The sequence below is a fragment of the Neobacillus sp. S1115 genome (assembly GCF_055385565.1).
Window position 1 is genome coordinate 624447 of sequence record NZ_AP038275.1, and the last position, 18277, is coordinate 642723.

General features: G+C 39.5%; 12 protein-coding genes. 10 read left to right on the top strand and 2 right to left on the bottom strand.

All coding sequences use genetic code 11. From position 1 onward, the window contains the following. The first annotated feature begins 124 nt into the window (after positions 1-124). The 9 genes from ACZ5B7_RS03065 to ACZ5B7_RS03105 all read left to right on the top strand — a co-directional run bounded on the left by ACZ5B7_RS03065 (position 125) and on the right by ACZ5B7_RS03105 (position 13763). Positions 125-2635 carry a hypothetical protein gene (locus ACZ5B7_RS03065; protein WP_464492580.1) on the top strand — a complete coding sequence of 837 codons (2511 nt, stop codon included), beginning with the start codon at positions 125-127 and terminating at the stop codon, positions 2633-2635. Next, positions 2614-3702, top strand: coding sequence for a beta-galactosidase BglB (gene bglB / locus ACZ5B7_RS03070; RefSeq protein WP_464492581.1), 1089 nt, complete (start codon positions 2614-2616; stop codon positions 3700-3702). The genes ACZ5B7_RS03065 and bglB overlap by 22 nt, the downstream gene beginning before the upstream one ends. Positions 3703-3767: 65 nt before the next feature. Beyond that, positions 3768-5060: an ABC transporter substrate-binding protein gene (locus ACZ5B7_RS03075; protein ID WP_464492582.1), complete on the top strand. Its 1293-nt coding sequence runs from the start codon at positions 3768-3770 to the stop codon at positions 5058-5060. Positions 5061-5110: 50 nt separating this feature from the next. Continuing rightward, a complete protein-coding gene (locus tag ACZ5B7_RS03080) occupies positions 5111-6073 on the top strand; it encodes a carbohydrate ABC transporter permease (protein WP_464492583.1) in 963 nt (320 codons plus the stop codon). After that, a complete protein-coding gene (locus tag ACZ5B7_RS03085; protein WP_464492584.1) occupies positions 6070-6888 on the top strand; it encodes a carbohydrate ABC transporter permease in 819 nt (272 codons plus the stop codon). The genes ACZ5B7_RS03080 and ACZ5B7_RS03085 overlap by 4 nt, the downstream gene beginning before the upstream one ends. 91 nt (positions 6889-6979) lie before the next feature. Next, positions 6980-9367: a glycoside hydrolase family 31 protein gene (locus ACZ5B7_RS03090; protein ID WP_464492585.1), complete on the top strand. Its 2388-nt coding sequence runs from the start codon at positions 6980-6982 to the stop codon at positions 9365-9367. A gap of 75 nt (positions 9368-9442) precedes the next feature. After that, on the top strand, positions 9443-10279 hold the full coding sequence (locus ACZ5B7_RS03095; RefSeq protein WP_464492586.1) for a sugar phosphate isomerase/epimerase family protein: 837 nt from the start codon (positions 9443-9445) through the stop codon (positions 10277-10279). A 348-nt stretch (positions 10280-10627) separates the two neighbouring features. Beyond that, on the top strand, positions 10628-12982 hold the full coding sequence (locus ACZ5B7_RS03100; RefSeq protein ID WP_464492587.1) for an ABC transporter permease: 2355 nt from the start codon (positions 10628-10630) through the stop codon (positions 12980-12982). A 13-nt stretch (positions 12983-12995) separates the two neighbouring features. Then, complete coding sequence (locus ACZ5B7_RS03105) at positions 12996-13763, top strand: ABC transporter ATP-binding protein (RefSeq protein WP_464492588.1); 768 nt, start codon at positions 12996-12998, stop codon at positions 13761-13763. Positions 13764-13843: 80 nt separating this feature from the next. Here the strand turns inward: ACZ5B7_RS03105 and ACZ5B7_RS03110 are convergent, their stop codons facing one another. Continuing rightward, a complete protein-coding gene (locus tag ACZ5B7_RS03110) occupies positions 13844-14986 on the bottom strand; it encodes a glycosyltransferase family 4 protein (RefSeq protein WP_464492589.1) in 1143 nt (380 codons plus the stop codon). Between the two features lie 14 nt (positions 14987-15000). After that, a complete protein-coding gene (locus tag ACZ5B7_RS03115) occupies positions 15001-16344 on the bottom strand; it encodes a UDP-glucose dehydrogenase family protein (protein WP_464492590.1) in 1344 nt (447 codons plus the stop codon). A gap of 946 nt (positions 16345-17290) precedes the next feature. On the opposite strand from ACZ5B7_RS03115, the gene ACZ5B7_RS03120 reads away from it, so the two are divergent. Further along, a complete protein-coding gene (locus ACZ5B7_RS03120; protein ID WP_464492591.1) occupies positions 17291-18241 on the top strand; it encodes a hypothetical protein in 951 nt (316 codons plus the stop codon). The last annotated feature ends 36 nt before the right edge of the window (positions 18242-18277 follow it).

Below are 18277 nucleotides of genomic sequence, written 5' to 3' on the forward strand. Positions count from 1 at the left end.
ATTTTCTACATTTAAAACAAATATTTCAACCAATCTAGTTTTTGTAATCAAATAAAATTAAAAGTAAGAAAATTATTTTTAATCACTTATTTGCAAACGCTACCAAAATAAGGGTGGGAAATAAATGAACCAGATCATATATCCCTTAAGCCATAATCAAGCTGTTAACCGTTGGTTGGTGGCAGGGACTTTTGAAGAGGAAAAATCCTTTAAAAAGATAACCATGAATTATACAGGGGACTTGAATCGCTGGCTGACCGAGGGGTTTGCGGTCTTTGAAAATCCTAGCCGAAAAGAATTCATCGACTCAGAAAAGAAGGTTATAAAGGAAAAAATTGACCTATCGGAAATTATTCCTAGGAAACCGCTAACCTATGAGTCCGCAACAAAGAATTGGCAGCTCTATTTCCCTTGGAGGAACAAAAAAGTTGAACGGTCGGGTTTTTGGCAGCAACCCACTCACCTAAAATCGTGGGCAGCAACGACCATCCGAACAACGAAAGCTCAAAAGGTATCTTTTAAACTATTTACATGCGGAAGTGTGAATCTTTGGGTAAATGGCGAGAAAGTTTTGACGTTTTCTCCGTATACAAGAAACGAAGAAAAGAATATCCAATTTGAGGTTATGCTTCAGGAAGGCGATAATGAATTTTTAGTTCTGTTCGAGGATCTGGCAGAACGGGATACATTGTATTACTTTCGGATGGATTATTTGGGACAGGATGCCTTGCAAGTCGTGATGCCGATTGGCGATATGATGGCAGATGACATTCACCGGTTGGAAGATGCCTTAAAAAACGCCTGGTTTCCGAGCGATGCAGTGACGGAGGGAGACGTGATCCTGAATTTTGAAAACCCTCTCAATGAACCAATTCAATTGAATTGTACGATGAAAACGGAGTGGTGGGGAGAGAAACGGGATTTGAATCAGATCGTCCCACCAGGCAGCAAACAAGTGGTGTTCGGAAAAGCAGAACAAATCGGAATGGGCAATGCGCTTTTATCCCTAGCGATTCAATATCAATCAGTTTCCATTCAAAAGGAAATGTTTCTTGAATTGTATCCAAAACATCTCGTACCCAAGGCCATACCGGACAGTCTTCAAGCAAGAAAACAGCAGGCTGCAGCCTTTATCGCAAAGTATGGGAACCATGATATTCATCGCGCCTACTTGCTGGCTAGAACAGGGAATGATTTAGAAGTAGTGGAATCCATAGTTAGAGAGACACTGCATGTGGTCAATTCAAGGTTTGATTGCAGTGACTTTTACCTAAACCAGCTTTTCCGGTTCTGGACAGACTTTTCCGATAAAGACATGTTCAATGAAAGCTTTTGGCTCGAGTGTAAGCAGGCCATCTTAAATTACCGGTATTGGTTCGATGAGCCTGGGGATGATGTGATGTGGTTCTTTAGCGAGAATCATGCTCTTCTTTTCCACACATGTGAGTACTTAGCAGGGCAACTATTCCCGGAAGAAATCTTCACAAATTCGGGCATCACCGGTGCTGCACACATGGAAAAGGCTCGGGTCAGGCTGCTTCACTGGTTTGAAAAGTTTGCCAAGGAAGGTTTAGCCGAATGGAACTCCAGTGCCTACATTCCAATTAACCTGATGGGATTCTTTCAAATCTATGATTCAGTAAATGATCAAGAGTTAAAAGCGGCAGCTAAGACGGCATTGGATACGACTTTCCGAGTAATGGCGTTAAATAGTCATCAAGGTTATGTATCCTGTTCACACGGACGGATTTACGAAAAAGAATTAAAAGGAAATTACAACAATGCAACAACTTCCCTGCTCTGGATCGCCTATGGGGAAGGAAACCTAAATAATGCCACCTTCGCATCAGCAGCATTTTCGGTTTCTGGCTATGAACCGCCAGATTACCGTCCATTCATTCAGCTAAGCGATGGTGAGAACGTTCTGTTTAAGCATCATCAAGGTCCTGAGGGATTTGTTGATTTGTATACGTTTAAAAATCGTTATGGCCTGCTTTCAAGTGCAGTAGAATATCGGCCAGGAATAAGCGGCTACTCCGAGCATGTGGTTCATTCTACGCTAAGTTCGGAAGCGATCGTTTGGATTAATCATCCCGGAGAAGAAGCGGAACTGGGGACAGGGCGGCCAAGTTTCTGGGCAGGAAACGGAGTCCTGCCGAAAGTGGATCAATATCAGGATCTCGCCATCGTTCATTACAATATTAATCCTGAAAATGAAATCGCTTATACGCACGCCTATTTTCCAATCGCTGCCTTTGAGGAAGTCGAATTAACAGAGCATTGGTGTTTTGGAAGAATAGGAGATTCCTATGTTGCCCTATTTGCGAAAAACGGCTTGGAATTACAGACCGAGGGCGCTAACAAAAACCGCGAGCTGATCTCTTTTGGAAGAGAAAATACTTGGATCATCCGCAACAGCCATGTACAGCAATTTGCTGATTTTACCCAGTTTAAAGAAACCATGAAAAACGTAAAATGGGAAAGGCAACAGCAGGAGTTCCAGTTCCAAGATCCAATTCATGGCCTTGTTCAAAGCTCTTGGCAGGGACCTTTCAAGGTAAAGGGTGTTATCCAATCAAATGGGAATCAGCAATCGGAAGGAGTGCTGGAAAAATGGTCATTGATTCAACATTAATCGAATCGAAAGTTCAGCTTGTGACGAATGCCCTGAAATCGTTAAAAAGTGATAACAGTTTTGAAGAAGAATTCCCGATCGGGCTGATTGACATCAATTTGTGGGAATGGCCGCAGGGTGTCGGGATTTATGGCTTATATAAGTACTATCAATTAACAAAAGACGAAGAGACGTTTAACTTTTTAACCAATTGGTTCGATCAAAGAATAGCCGAAGGGCTTCCTGAAAAAAACGTCAATACAATGGCACCGCTGCTCACACTTATGCACCTTGCCGAAGAAACCGGTAACCCTAAGTACATTGAAGTATGTAATGAGTGGAGCACCCGGATTATCGAGGATATGATCCGAACAGGTGATGGAGCCTTGCAGCATATGATTACAGGTGATCCGAACGACGGACAGATTTTAATTGATACCTTGTTTATGACCGTTTTATTTTTGGCGAAAGCCGGAACTTACTTTAAACGGCCCGATTATATCGAAGAAGCGAAAAAACAGTTTCTCATCCATATTAAATACTTATATGACAAGGAAACCGGCCTATTCTACCACGGTTGGGATTTTAATGAACATCACAATTATGGTGCTGTCCGCTGGGGAAGAGGGAACGGCTGGTATACGTGTGGATTACTAGAGTTTTTTGAAATTGTTGAGTTAGAAAAAGGCATCAAAGAATTTTTATTGGATACATGGCTCAGCCAGGTAAGCGCCTTAGCAAAATTGCAGGCAGACAGCGGTTTATGGCACACCGTTTTAGATGACCCAAGCTCCTACGAAGAAACCTCAGCAACGGCCGCTTTTGGATTTGGAATCATTAAAGGTGTAAGAAAAGGCTATCTGGATCAACAATACCTACAAATTGGTTTGAAAGCATTACAGGGTGTGATCGAGGAAATCGATGAAAACGGGGTACTTCAAAAAGTTTCATACGGAACCCCGGTAGGGATAGATGATGATTTTTATAAAAACATCCCAATCAGCCCAATGACCTATGGGCAATCACTTGCAATCTTATTGCTAATTGAAGCGCTGGAGTTTGCGAAAACTGAGTTTGCTGCAGTCTAAGAAGATAAGATTTATATACCATATAAATTTCTTATTTAAAAAACAAAAAAGGGGAGAAATTTACGATGAAAAAAATGCTGAAAATGATTTCTTTATCATTACTGGCAGTCGTTTTATTGATCAGTGTTGTTGGATGCTCTGACAGCTCAAAATCAAGCAGCAGCAACAGCGGCAAATCAGACGGTAAAAAAGTCACATTGGATTTCCTTTGGTTTACTGATGGAGTCGAAGGCGATGTCATGCGTGGAATCATTAAAGATTATCAAGCAGAACATAAAAACGTGGAAGTCAAGTTAATTGAAGTAGCTTATGCAGATTACGCCACAAAATTAAAAACGATGATTGCCGGTGGCAAGCCGCCTGCATTAGCACGAGTAACTGATACTGGAGTTTTTGCAAACCAAGCGATGGATCTTGGGCCATATGTAGGGGGAGTTGATAAATTTACTTCTCAGTTTCTTCCTTCTATTAAACCTTACTACGTGAAGGGCGACAAAATTATTGCTACCCCAATGGATGTAACAGCAAACGGCCTTATCTATAACAAAACATTGTTTGAAAAAGCTGGCGTTCAAGTTCCACAATCTCCAGATGACGTTTGGACATGGGATCAATTTGAGTCGGCTATTAAACAAGTAAAAGAAAAAGGCGGAGCAAAATACGGATTATTAGTAGACTTTACACCGCATAGATATTCTACTTTACTTTATGAATTTGGCGGAAGCATCTTTAATAAAGACGGTTCTGCACCTGCCATTAATAGTAAAGAAGGTATTGCAGCATTAGACTATTTTAAAAAGCTTCATAAAGAAGGAATCATCCCTGAGTCTGTTTGGTTAGGCGGAGAAAATCCAAATAACTTATTCCGTTCTGGAACAGCAGCAGCACACTTAGCCGGTAACTGGATGTTAAGTAACTACAAAGATATTAAAGACTTTGAATGGGGCGTTACGTATCTGCCTAAAGAAAAAATTCGTTCTTCCGTACCTGGCGGCAAATATATCATGGGCTTCCAAAAGACAGGAGTAGAAAAAGAGACTGCTGACTTTATTAAATACTTAGCTTCAAAAGAAGTGAATGCGAAATTTAACCAAGAATCTTTATTCTTAAGTGCAAGAAAAGATAACAGTGAATTAGATTATGCGTTTGGTAAAGATATGTTTAAAGTATTTTCAAATGAATTACAAAATACACCAGAAGCTGCAGCAAATGACTGGGGAAATCAGGTGGTAATCTCCAAAGTTACTACTGATATGAGAGACGCAGTTGTAGAAGCTATTAGTGGAGGGATCTCTTCTAAAGAAGCAATGGACAAAGTTGCGGAGAAACTAAAGCAAGCTATTGCAGATTCTAAATAACTTTTTAGTGGCAGCCTCCCCCAAGATTTTGGGGGGGCACTGCTATTAAAATGAAAAAAATTGATTCTAGGCAGGTGAATTCGGTGGAACCAGTAATCAAAGAGCAAACACAAACAAAAACTACCAAACAATTCTCCTTTAAAACAGAAAAACTGAAAAGACAAATTGCTCCCTATTTGTTTGTGCTTCCAAACTTTTTAATCTTTTTTATTTTCATTGTCATTCCTGCCTTCGTAGGGCTTTATTACTCTTTCACAGACTATGATGGATTATCTGAAATGAACTTCATTGGACTTGAAAACTACAAAGAAGTGTTCCATAGTTCAGAGTATTGGAAGATATTTAGCAATACATTTAAATATGCTTTTGCAGTAGTCCCCCTTATTTTTATCTGTTCCCTATTAATTGCTAATTTGTTGATCAAAGAGATTAAAGCGAAAGGTTTCTTTCGGGCAATCTTCTATTGGCCAACGATGATTTCGGCGATTATTGTGGGTGTTACCTGGAAATGGATCTTTGGGGATAGCTTTGGGATTTTAAATTATTTGTTAGAATCGATCGGGTTAGAGCCGGTAAAGTGGTTATCCGACCCAGTGTTTGCAAAGATTTCGGTTGTCGTTGGAACGATTTGGGCAAGAATCGGATTTTTTATGGTGATCTTTATGGCGGGGTTACAAAGTATCCCTACTTCATATTATGAAGCAGCACAAATGGATGGGGCTTCGAAGTTCAGAATGTTTTGGAGCATCACATTACCATTATTAAAACCAACTAGTTTGTTAGTATTAATTTTATTGCTTATCGAATCCTTTAAGCAGTATCCATTAGTCTTGGCTATGACAGGGGGAGGACCTGGTAAAGAAACGACTTTCCTTGTTCAATATATATATGAATATGGTTTCAAAAAAGGCGAATTGGGTTACGCAAGTGCAATGTCAGTTGTTCTGTTTGTCGTCATTGCCATCTTTACTATCATTCAATTTAAATGGACAAAAGGAGGTACAATCGATTGAAAAAGAAGTCGAATATCCTCTTATATGTAGGTTTGATTGTTCTAGCTTGTATCTTTATTTTTCCAGTCATATGGGTGATGCTATCATCCTTAAAAGGCTCTAGTGAATTATACAGTTTGCCACCTAAGTTTATTCCGGGTAAACCAACCTTTGACAACTTTCTTGCAGCATTTGAAAAAGGGAATTTTGGCACCTATTTTCTCAATAGTACGTTTGTAACGGTAACGGCTACGATCCTGACATTAATAATTAACACGATGGCAGGCTATGCTCTAAGTAAGTATCGGTTTAAAGGGGATACGTTTTTGTTAATCGGATTTATTTCAACATTGATGATTCCTCTTGAAGTCATCATGACCCCAATTTTTTCAGTGATTAGTAAGCTTGGCCTTTACAATTCACTTTGGGGTATTATTATTCCTCCTGCTGCGACACCAACTGGGGTATTTCTGATTAGACAGTATTTGCTGACGGTACCTGATGAACTGATCGAAGCAGCCAGAATTGATGGAGCTGGGGAATGGAAGATTTTTTGGAAGCTAATTGTTCCAATCGCTAAACCCGTTATATCTGTATTGGCCATCTTTTCCTTCATGTGGAGATGGGACGACTTTATTTGGCCATTGGTGGTCATCAGTGATCCAACCAAATATACAGTCCAATTAGCGCTATCCAATTTTATCGGAGAATTTAATGTGGACTGGGGAAGCCTTCTAGCGATGTCAGTAGTGACCATGATTCCTGTCTTAATTGTCTTTTTAATCTTCCAAAAACAGTTTATCCAAGGAATGGCCACTTCTGGTATGAAGGATTAATAAAATCATAGCTAACAAAATAAAAGTTTACGAAAGAGATAATCCACTAGGCTTATCTCTTTATTTTAAAAATCGAGAAAAGGTGAAAAACATGAGCTTGACTTGGAAGTTTGATTTGATAAAAGAACAAGATAATCAGCTGATCTTTGAATGCAATAATAAAAGAGTTACCTTCATGGTCCTGGAAGAAGATCTATTTAGAGTATTTATGCCGTCGGATCAAGAACCTGCCTTAACGAAAACTTGGGCAATCGCCCCAGCTGCAGAAGACATTCCTTTTGAAGGGAGGGACCGCTTTGATTTATCACCTTTCTCATTGCCAGCCTATCAAAAGGTAGCCGGCAGTGAGGAAGCAATCATTGAAACGAGCCTTTTAAAGGCTGTCATTCAATTAGAGGGCTTTAAAATAGCTTGGTATGCAAAGGTAGACGGTGAGGAAATTTTAGTAGCGAATGACCGCAAAACTCAGAGTTATAACTACAATAACAAGCTTGGTGAAGGTGTTTTTCATTATCTTGAACGCTACAAGGATGATCAGTATTACGGCTTAGGGGAGAAAAGCGGGAATCTCAATAAGACAAGAAAACGTTATATCATGAAAACGATTGATGCCATGGGCTATGATGCAGAATTTACTGATCCGCTTTATAAACATATTCCATATTATTTAACCTACAATCAAAAAACAAACATATCCTATGGCCTGTTTTATGATAACTATTCCGACTCTATTTTTGATATGGGGGCTGAACTTGATAATTATCACGGCTTATACCGGTATTATCAAGCGGTAAAGGGAGATCTTGATTATTACTTTATTTTAGGTCCAAAAATTCATAACGTCGTTGAAAAATACTCCAGGCTTACTGGAAAGACAATTTTTCCTCCAAAATGGAGCCTCGGCTATTCAGGATCGACGATGACCTATACGGATGCACCTGACGCACAAGAACAACTAAAGAAATTTGTTGATTCCTGTGTGGAATACGATATTCCGTGTGATTCCTTCCAGCTGTCATCCGGGTATACAACCATTGATGGAAAGAGATATGTATTTAACTGGAATTATGACAAAATACCGGACCCGTATGCAATGAACCAGCATTTCCATGACAATGGCCTGCATGTATGTGCCAATATTAAGCCATGTTTACTCCAGGATCATCCTAAATATCATGAGCTTGCTGAAAAGGGAATGTTCATCAAGTCGGAAAATGGTCAAGATCCGGAAATCGTTCAATTTTGGGATGATAATGGATCCTATCTTGACTTTACGAATGAGGAAACGATCCAATGGTGGAAGGACAATGTGAAAGAGCAGCTCCTGTCTTTCGGAATTGACTCCACTTGGAATGATAACAATGAATTTGAAATTTGGGATAAACGTGCAACGGCAAATGGTTTTGGCAACAGTATACCTGTTGATTACATTAAACCCATTCAAACGCTGTTAATGCTCAAGTCTTCTTATGAAGCGCAAAAAGAATTTGCTCCAGATTTGCGGCCATATCTAATCTCAAGATCTGGCGGTCCTGGCATGCAACGTTATGTACAAACATGGTCGGGTGATAATTTTACGGAATGGAAAACACTGCGATTTAATATCAAGATGGGGTTAAGCATGAGTCTGTCAGGTGTATATAATTTAGGACATGATGTTGGGGGCTTTAGCGGCTTGGCTCCAGAGCCTGAATTATTGATAAGATGGATTCAAAATGGCATTTTCCACCCAAGATTTACGATTCACTCCTGGAATGATGATCAAACAGTAAATGTTCCATGGATGTATCCGGAACATAGCGATGTCATCCAGAAATTTATGAAGGAACGCGTAAAATGGATCCCTTACTTTTATCATTTGCTTTCCAAAGCGCATCAGGACTATAAACCAATCCTTACGCCAACCTTCTATTATTTTGAGCATGATCCAAAAACGTTCGAAGAAAATGATGACTTTATGGTCGGTGAAAATCTCTTAGTCTGCAGTGTAGTAGAAAAAGGGGCTGTTGAACGAAGTGTGTATCTGCCGGAAAACGATCGTGGCTGGTATGATATGAATTCTGATCAATGGTATGAAGGCGGTCAAATCATTACTGTAAATGCGCCGCTCGACGTGATTCCGCTGTTTGCACAGGCAGGTTCAGCGTTCCCAATTCGTGATGGGAAAATTACGTTTAAGAATAAATCCGAGGATGAAAGAGGAATCCGGATCTATCCTTCATTAACGGAAGAGCATAAGAGCGAACGTTTCTACGAAGATGATGGTGTTTCATTAAATTATACAAAAGGCGAGTACTCATTCCTATTAGTAGATATGAAGACTACAAGAGATCGTGTGGAAATCAATGTATCTATGGAAGGGAATTATCAGCTTCCTTATGATACTGTTACAATCTATTTGCCGAAAACGGAAAAACGAAATGTTTATGTTAACGGTGAAGTAGTCGATGCAGCACTGCCGTTTGAAGTGAAACTTTAGCGATAACATTTAAAATAAGCCCTATCGATTAACGATATGGCTTATTTTTCTATTCAATAGAGAGGTGGATGAATCATGAATTTGGGGATAAGGGCACATGATATTGAAAACTTACCCTTGGAGGAATTGGTAAGAGAGATTTCTTCTAAAGGGCTGACATCCGTTCAGTTAGCGCTAAGCAAAACTTTTCCATATATGAACACAGACTTAGGCAGTCTTAGTCCTGGAATGGCTAATTATATCGGAAATGCGTTTCGCGTGAATCATATTCAAATTGCTGTCTTGGGTTGTTATATTAATATGATCCATCCGGATTTGGAGGAAAGAAGAAAGGCGTTGGATCGATTCAAGGAGCATCTTCGTTTCGCCAGAGATTTTGGTTGCAGTGTCGTTGGAACCGAAACAGGAAATGTTAACCAGGATATCGTCTATACAAAGGAAAATTTTAAAGAAGAACCGTTTCTTGAAGTAGTAAAAAGTGTAACGGAGCTTGTGGAGGAAGCAGAGAAATTCGGTGTCATCGTCGGCATAGAGGGGGGAATCAATCATCCTGTCCATACACCTGCAAGGATGAAAAGGCTCCTCGACAGTGTTAACTCGAACAATCTTCAGGTAATCTTTGATCCAGTCAATTATTTAACGATTGAAAACTACAAAAACCAAGAAGCAGTTATCGAAGAAGCACTCGAACTATTTGGACACCGAATCGTCATCCTTCACGCCAAGGATTTTATCATTGAAAATAACATTGTGAAAACCACAACGGTCGGAGAGGGACTCTTGAATTACGAGCTTGTCTTCAAATGGATAAAACAGAAAAAACCTTTCATCAATATATTACTAGAAGAAACAAAGGAACCTTTTATTAATAGAAGTATCGCTTTTCTCAAAGAAACATATAAATCGGTGTAATTCTCTTTTTGAGGCATGGGGACGGTTCTCGTGCCTCATTTTTAATTTGTATTATTTTAATAGAATTGATTCTTTTCTAATAACCTCTCATAGTCATCTTTCTAAAATAGGGCTGAGGACTTAGTAAGTAATTAGGCTCAAGCAGGTTAACCTTATTAATATCATTTTGTATGATTACTTTAGTGGGAAGGAAAATAATTCCACGTTAATTCTACTGAGAAGCCAGCATGTAAGAATATTATGAATCAAAAAAGTGGATGGAAATGATTCCTCCGAAGAACTTGAAAAAGATGGATAGAGGCAAGGATAAAAAATGTTATCGGATGCAGGCAGGAAGGAGGAAAAATATTGTTTTTAAAAATAGTCAAAAATGATTTCCTAAGAAACAAAATTGTATCAATAACAGTCTTTGTATTTATCACGATGTCCGTTATTTTGGCAGCCAGTGCCATCAATAACATTGCCAATCTGATTCAGTCGATGTCAGCTCTTCAGGAGCGTGCAGTACCAGCTGACATTACGGTGATGCATGCCGGAGAATATGACCAGGCAGAGATTAACCAATTTACAGAACAATACCGTGACTATATTGCGATGCAGGAGACGATGGTGCTTCAGAATATTGATGGAAGCAATATTCATTTTGGCCAAAATCAAACGATGGCAGGAACGATACAGGATATTTCCTTTGTTGTACAGAATCAGAAATTTGATTTTATCTTGGATCTGGATAACGATAAGCTGGATATTAAGGAAGGCTTCGTTGCCGTTCCCATCTATTTCATGGAACAACATGACTTAAAAATAGGCGATACGATTACGGTGAAAAGTGGCGGGTATGAGAAAGAGTTTGTCATTTCTGATTATGCAAGAGACTTTGAGATGAACTCTTCCCTTACTTCATCGAAACGGTTTGTGATCAATCAAAAAGACTATGATGAAATGCTTGAAATGCAGGCTGGGGAACTGGAATATCTGATCGAATTTAAATTAGATGAAAACGGGGATGCTGCTGCTGTTCAGGTGGCCTATATCAATGCGGGTCTTCCGGCAAACGGTCCTATGCTGGAAGGAAAAATATTTACGATGTTTAATGCCATGTCAGATATGGCCGTTGCGATTGTCATTATATTTATCAGCGGTCTGCTCATTGTAATTGCTACTCTCTGTATCAGACTTACATTTCTCGCAACGATTGATGAAGATATTAGAGAAATCGGTGTTATGAAAGCAATCGGGATATCCAAAAAAAATATAAAAAAGGTCTATCTTAACAAATACAGAGTCATCTCAGCAGCAGCCGGTCTGATTGGTTATCTAATGTCCTTTACAGTGGTAAATCTGTTAAACAGTAATATGAGGCTTTATCTATCTTCCGATTTTTCGGGAAGCTTAAAATATGTACTATCGCTAATAGCTCCATTACTTGTCTATTTCATGATTGTGATGTACTGCCAGAAAATATTGAAAAGAATCGATAAAATTTCTGCGGTGGAAGCTTTACGGAGAGATTTTATGGAGCCTGGAAAGAGCCGAAAATACAGTTTTTCGCTGCTTAAGAACAAATTCTTTAGCACCAATATTTATATCGGACTTAGGGATGTAGGGAAACGATTCAAATTATACAGACTGCTGTTTGTTATTTTTATCGTATGTACGTTTATTGTCATACTCCCCTTAAACATTTTTAACACCATGAACTCCCCTGAGTTTTCCACATATATGGGAATAGGGAAATCCGACATGAGAATCGATCTTCGAAGGACCGATCGTATTACAGAAGATTTTAAAAAACTGCAGGAAGAGTTGAAAAATGATAATGATGTTGAAAAGTTTGCAACCTACATCACAAGTTCCTACCCAGTTCAAAATGCGGAAGGTTCTTGGGACTATCTTAATATTGAAACCGGAGATTTTTCCGTATTTCCATTAAAATATTTGGAAGGCAGAGCACCTGAGGGGGAAGGAGAAATTTCGCTTTCCTTTGCCAATGCCGGAAAAGATGGATTAAACAAGAAAGTAGGAGAGGAAGTAACCGTCAGGGTTGGCGGGGAAGAACAGACTTTATTAGTAACGGGTATTTATCAGGATATTACAAATGGGGGAAAAACAGCAAAGGCGCATACGAGTCTTGGGGTAAATGAAGAGGCCATTCTTTGGTACATTGTGAGCATGGACCTGGCTCCGGGCGTTGATAAACGCGTGAAAATGGACTACTACCAGAATACGTACGATTCTGCACAGGTAAATGATATTAAGGAGTATACCTATCAGACTCTTGGAAATCTCATTGAACAGATGAGCACGGTGGTGATAGGCGGAATCGTAATCGCCCTCATCATAGCTGTATTGATTACTGCATTATTCGTGCGAATGCTATTATCAAAGGATATGTCTCAAATCGCCATCATGCGAAGTGTGGGATTAACGTCCAAGCAAATTAGTCATCAATATATGGCAGGAACGATGATGGTCCTGGTAGCGGGAATTATACTTGGCGTACTGGTTTCGAATTATTTAGGGGAGTTTCTTGTAAGTACGGCCATGTCTTATATGGGAGCGGCAAAAATTGAATTTGTCCATATTATCTGGCAGACCTGGCTGCTTTGTCCGTTAGCGCTGATTATAGCCGTTGGATTGACGATATTTGAGTCCTGTAAGGTAGCCGAAAAAGATGATTTATCTGTCGTATTAAGAAGTTAAGGAGAAATATAATATGACTAATATAATAGAAGCAAGAAGTGTATGCAAAAAAGTAGCATTAGGAAATGAGAATGAGCTTCATATCTTGAGGGATGTCAACCTGGATATAGAAGAAGGTGAATTCGTATCGGTCATGGGACCGTCCGGAAGCGGGAAATCCACACTTCTGTACAATGTAAGCGGAATGGATCGTGTTTCTTCCGGCAGTGTGAAATTTAAAGGCAGAGAAATCAGCAGCATGAAAGAAGAAGAACTGGCCCAGCTCCGTTTAAAAAATATGGGCTTTATCTTTCAGGATATTAATCTATTAAAAAATTTATCATTGATTGACAATGTGATGTTTCCTGCACTTGTCTCAAAAGATGCGGATAAAAATGCGGTCTATGAAAAGGCAAAAAACCTAATGGAAATGACAGGAATTGAAAAGGTTGCCGATTATACTATCACCCAAGGCTCTGGTGGACAGCTACAGAGAGTTGGCATCTGCAGAGCATTGATAAATAATCCGGATATCATATTTGGAGACGAACCGACCGGAGCATTAGATTCCAAATCCACAGAAGAGATTATGTCCCTTCTTGCAGAGATTAATAAAAAAGGGACAACCGTCATGCTCGTTACGCATGATGTAAAGGTGGCAGCAAAAACCGAAAGAATACTGTTTATGGTAGATGGAAATATTGTTGTACAGAAGAAAATGAATAAATACGATGCACAGCATGACAATATTAAGAAAAGAGAAGAAAGCATAATGAAATGGTTAGTGGAAAATGGGTTTTGAGGCATGGGGACGGTTCTGCTGCATCATTTTGTCGAAAGATAAAAAGTGGTGCATGAGAACCGTCCCTGTGTACCCTTTCTTTAAGCATATTTCCGTTCGTTCTGTTTATCTATAACACTTGCGTATTGCCAAATTAGATCTTCAAAAATTCTGTTCCAACTTTGTGTTAGGGCATAATTTCTACCGGCTATCCCCATTTGCTTTCTAAGTGGACTATTTTTTATAAGCTGAATAATGGATTTTGTAAATTCCTCTACATTACCCGGGGTGCATAAAATTCCGATTTCACCAGATTTAATGATATTCTTTACGCCACCCGAATTCGCTCCTATAACGGGAACGCCGCTGGCAAGTGCCTCAAGAACAACATTTCCGAATGTTTCAGTCGAAGAAGGAAAAACAAATAGGTCGGATGCGGAATAGGCTTGGGCCAAACCTTCTCCATTTAGGTATCCTGTAAAGATTACGTTATTTGGTGCTTGTGCTTCGAGTTGTTCTCGTAATGGGCCATCCCCAATAATTAACCACTGTATTTTTTCATTTAATTCTGCAGGAATCGATTTTGCAACCGCAAGAAGTGTTTCCAAATCCTTTTCTGGGGCTAACCTGCCCACGTAAGTAAGCAGGTACTTTCCTTGAGAACTATAGAGACTTTTGACAGCAGCGGTATCATAATGAGGGTGGAAAAGCTTACAGTCTACGCCTCTAGGAAAAATCTCTAAATTGGTAAATCCATGCTGTTTTAGTTGCTGGTACGTATCAATGGAGGGAACAAACAATTTTTCACAGGGTCGATGGAACCAATGCATATATTTCCAAGCGATTTTTGAAAGATAGGGCATACCATAGTACTGTAAGTAACGATCGAAATTGGTGTGATAGGAGCCAACGAGAGGAATGTTCAATTTCTTTGCAAGATAAACACCGCAAAGTCCCATGGAAAAGGGAGTGGCAACATGTATTAAATCAGGGGAAAAATCCTGGATTGTTGACTTGATTTCGAAAAGATTTGGTACAGCTAAGCGACATTCTGGATATAAGAAAAAGGGCAGGCTATTAAATCGATGAAAAGGTCCGGATAGATCTTCTTCTACCGTGGAAGTTGGGGCAAAGACTTTAAAGGTAATTTTTTGCTCTGTTAAATAATTTGTCAATCGTTTAAGGGTTTGGGCAACTCCATTGATGTCCGGATAAAATGTATCAGTGAAAATGGCAATCTTCATATGATCCCTCCTCCTTAAAAATGCAGCATTTTTTTATCATCTATCAGACTATCTTTAAAAATACAGCGCCTTCCTATTGATAGATAAGTAAGCGAATGCTTTTGAATTTCCTTAAGTGAATAGCAATTTCGCCCGTCGATTATAATCGGGTCTTTCATAAATGATGGATATACTTCAAGCGGTGCATTTTTGATTTGTGCCCAATCTGTTGCAATAATCGCCAGTTCGGCTTCGTGAAGGGCAAATCTAAGATCATATGCGTATTCAATCGTATCGCCTAAAACGCGCTTTGCATTTGGGATAGCTGCCGGATCATAAGCTCTGATAATGGCCCCTTCTGTAAGTAGTTCGTTTACAATCCTAAGGGAAGCTGAACCGCGAATATCATCAGTCTCAGGCTTGAATGCTAATCCAAGCAAAGCTACTTTTTTACCTTGTAACGAGCCTATGGCTTCTTTTGCCATCAAAACAGGCAATGATTGTTGAAAGTTATTCACGTTAATGACAGCCGCTAGTAAATCGAAGTGATGTTCAACATCACTGGCAATTCCTAAAAGTGCCTTTGTATCTTTCGGGAAACAAGAACCCCCATAACCAATGCCTGCTTTAAGAAAGTCATGACCAATCCGTTTATCATGACCAACTCCAAAAGCCACTTCTTCAATATCAGCCCCTACTTTTTGGCAAATGTTAGCTATCTCGTTGATAAAGCTGATTTTCGTTGCCAAAAAGGCGTTGGATGCATACTTTATCATTTCTGCGCTCCTAATATCCGTTGTTATAACGGGGATGGCTAAGGACTGGTAAACTTTTTTCAAAACCGAAGCTGCCTCAAGATTATCGGTACCAATCACAATACGGTCGCCATGGAAGAAATCGTGAACTGCTGAGCCTTCTCGGAGAAATTCAGGATTTGCGACCACCTCGGCACGGAGAGTCGGCGCCTTTTGATTATCAATAATTTGTCTAATTATGTCGTTTGTTCCAACTGGCACAGTACTTTTTGTGCAAATAATAACGTCATTTTCAATATAGTGAGCTATTTGTTGGGCAGCTTCATGGATATATTTTAGTTCTACTGAACCATCGGATTTCTCAGGTGTCCCCACTGCAATAAAAATGATTTCTGTATTTGAATAGGCAAGATGAGGATCAACTGTAAAGACCAGTTTTCCGTTTTGAAGATTTTTTGCCAAAAGATGCCGAAGCCCTGGCTCGTAGATTGGCAAACGATTGTTTTGAAGCAAGTCAATTTTCTCTTTTTGAATGTCTATGCATGTGACTTGATGTCCTAAATCAGCCAAACAAGCACTAGTAACCAATCCCACATATCCCGCACCAGCAACAGTAATCTTCATGAAATCCCCCCCTAAACTAGCTTCCTTATAATATATTGGGAAAATAAGTATTCTTTCTAAATCTAGTGTTAAAAGAATGTAAAGACTTCATTAAAGAGAGCGGTCCCTTTTACTAATTTCACTATGATAAATCAAGGTGTCGCCTTATTATGAAAAAAACAAACGAGGGGGCATGGTTGCTCTTTTGTAGCAGATAAACTTGGTGTGTAAAGGCAGGATTGTCGAAGAAGATAAATAAAAAGGAAAGGGGAAAGAGGAACTTTTAAAATGGTTGTGTTAACGAACAGTTCGAATATGATTATGCAATATATCGGGTGCTATCCTTTTATAAGGATCAGCGCCCAAGAATCACTGCATCATAAGGTTTGCGGGAGTTTCAAGATAGGAAAGATTGAAAGTAAAATTCATCTCTAATAAAGCCCGAGATAACTGGAATTTAAGATTCTTTTCCTTTGCCATAAGTCTTCAATTTTCTGTTTTGTTGCAACAGCAAATCTAATCTACGAACAAGTATTTCCTTCTTTTTTTTCTTGTCTACCACTTTACTTTTAAGATTTAATGACATATTTGCACCTCGAAAAATTTTTGGGGGAATTAGCTACTTGTCTTGCTTATTGTAATCAGACTTTTTGCTTAACAATTATATTATTCGACAAAATTCTTGTTTTTTTGTACTTCGTCCTTTAAAAATATCCTCAATATGGAATAGTCATTCCTAAATATTTCAAAAGTAACACCCCTTTTTTCTTATCAAAATTATTTATACGGTAGGTAGAAGGTTGTTTCAGAGGGATTGGGTCCGTATTAAATTTAGTAGCCCTTCTTTAGCATTTTTCCTAGCGCCCCAACAGTGTAGGTACCAGAAACCTATTAACAAATGAAGCACGGAACTGTCCCCTGCTTCTTTCGAATCATTCTTGTAGGAGAAAGGAATCGTTTCTTGCAAATGGGCGAAAAAATGGTCGAAAAGCGTTTGAATCCCCCGAATACTGTCTATGAAAATGTCGTTAAGAGGAAAGGGGGTGAGACAATGCACTTCCGCCATTTTCTAATACCAGCTCTTATGATGGGGGCAGCTCTATTTTTGCCAGGAAATGCTTTCGCTGAGAAGGGTGAACAAAATGGAGCGTTACAGTCCAATAAAGAAATGGTACAAACTTCTGAAACATCGAAGAACTCAGATGCACAAGCTAACGTTCCTTCAATTGCTGAAAGTGCTAAACCAATAGAAAAAACGGTACAAGTACCTGAACAAGCGAAACAAAATAGCGAGGCAGTTAAACCACTTTCTTCAAAGGCTGCTCCTAAACAGGTCGTTTCACCTCAACCTGCTAATGAAACGGCAAGAACTTTGCCGGCGCAGGCCAATGGGAACGGGTATGGATTATCAGATATAAAAAAGACTGAGAAAACCGTAAATACTCCAGGCCAGGAGAAAAAAGCAGCTGCTCAGGAAAAAGATAGCGGGTTTAAAACGAAACAACTACTTACATATGATATGACTGAAAATCCCTCTGATCATGAGACAAAAAATCGACTTCAGTCTCAAGAGGAAGAACCAAACATATCAAAAAGTAATCCTGCGGCACCGTCGCCCGCTCCTGTAGAAAAGGACAAGGCTCCTTCAAGCAGGGAAGAGCCGCCTCCAGCCGATCAGTCAATGAACCCAACACAACGTTCAACCAATACCGGCGGCTCATCAAATGATCGAGTTAGCACGGGAATAGGAACGGCCAGTTTGGCAGACAAGTGGTTTGAGTGGAATAAGTACTTTGAAATAAGACTTGTCCAACCATTCCTTTCTCGCCATGCATTACTGAATACTCAATGGGTGAATGCCCCGCCTTCACCACCGCCGCAAGCAGCTCCTTTTTTAAAAACCGTTAACCGAAGCTAAATGCCACGGCATACGAAAATTAAAGGAGCGAAATCA

Excerpts from the sequence above, each read along its gene's own strand:
- ACZ5B7_RS03065 (WP_464492580.1), top strand. The coding sequence starts at position 125 with ATGAACCAGATCATATATCCCTTAAGCCATAATCAAGCTGTTAACCGT.
- bglB (WP_464492581.1), top strand. The coding sequence starts at position 2,614 with ATGGTCATTGATTCAACATTAATCGAATCGAAAGTTCAGCTTGTGACG.
- ACZ5B7_RS03075 (WP_464492582.1), top strand. The coding sequence starts at position 3,768 with ATGAAAAAAATGCTGAAAATGATTTCTTTATCATTACTGGCAGTCGTT.
- ACZ5B7_RS03080 (WP_464492583.1), top strand. The coding sequence starts at position 5,111 with ATGAAAAAAATTGATTCTAGGCAGGTGAATTCGGTGGAACCAGTAATC.
- ACZ5B7_RS03090 (WP_464492585.1), top strand. The coding sequence starts at position 6,980 with ATGAGCTTGACTTGGAAGTTTGATTTGATAAAAGAACAAGATAATCAG.
- ACZ5B7_RS03095 (WP_464492586.1), top strand. The coding sequence starts at position 9,443 with ATGAATTTGGGGATAAGGGCACATGATATTGAAAACTTACCCTTGGAG.
- ACZ5B7_RS03105 (WP_464492588.1), top strand. The coding sequence starts at position 12,996 with ATGACTAATATAATAGAAGCAAGAAGTGTATGCAAAAAAGTAGCATTA.
- ACZ5B7_RS03110 (WP_464492589.1), bottom strand. The coding sequence starts at position 14,986 with ATGAAGATTGCCATTTTCACTGATACATTTTATCCGGACATCAATGGA.
- ACZ5B7_RS03115 (WP_464492590.1), bottom strand. The coding sequence starts at position 16,344 with ATGAAGATTACTGTTGCTGGTGCGGGATATGTGGGATTGGTTACTAGT.
- ACZ5B7_RS03120 (WP_464492591.1), top strand. The coding sequence starts at position 17,291 with ATGGGCGAAAAAATGGTCGAAAAGCGTTTGAATCCCCCGAATACTGTC.